This is a genomic window from Mycobacterium sp. 852002-51961_SCH5331710 (assembly GCF_001665535.1).
GTDB lineage: Bacteria > Actinomycetota > Actinomycetes > Mycobacteriales > Mycobacteriaceae > Mycobacterium.
In genome coordinates this window covers 1-681 of the sequence record NZ_LZSQ01000029.1, presented here as the reverse complement: position 1 = coordinate 681, position 681 = coordinate 1, and the positions used below count along the sequence as shown (strand labels likewise).

The 681-nt window shown below is 65.1% G+C and carries 1 protein-coding gene; it reads left to right on the top strand.

Annotated elements, in window-relative coordinates; translation table 11 throughout:
- Window positions 1-681, top strand: a 681-nt coding sequence (locus A5752_RS04675) for a DUF222 domain-containing protein (protein ID WP_156613617.1), incomplete at both ends; no start/stop codon positions are given.

The following is a 681-nucleotide window of genomic DNA, read 5'->3' as shown; positions in this document are numbered from 1 at the left end:
CGGGCTGATCAACACCGACCATGTCGAGGTCATCCGCAAATCGATCACCAAACTGCCCAGCTGGGTAGACGCGCCCACCCGCGAGCAATTCGAACTCGACCTGGTCCGCACCGCAGTCAAAGTCGGGCCCAAAGAACTCACCGACACCGCCGACCTCACACTGTTTCTGCTCGACCAAGACGGCCCCGAGCCCACCGACACCGACCGCGCCCGCAAACGCGGCATCACCAAGTCCAAACAAAGCCCCGACGGAATGGTGGAACTACGCGCCACGCTCACCCCCGAAGCGTGGGCAGTGTGGGAAGCAATCTTCGCCAAATACGCCGCCCCGGGCATGTGCAACCCCGACGACCCCGAACCATGCACCTCGGGCACCCCGACCCAAGCCCAAATCGACACCGACCACCGCACCCTGGCCCAGCGCCAACACGACGCACTGCTCGCCGTCGGGCGCATCGCATTGATGAGCGGACACCTCGGCCGACTCAACGGGCTACCGGTGTCGATCATCATCCGCACCACCCTGCAAGACCTGCAGTCACGCGCCGGAGTCGGCACCACCGGCGGCGGCACCGTCATGCCGATCACCGACGTCATCCGACTCGCCGCTCACGCCAACCACTACCTCGCGGTGTTCGACAAAGCCACCGGATCGGCGCTGGATCTGTTCCGCACCAAACG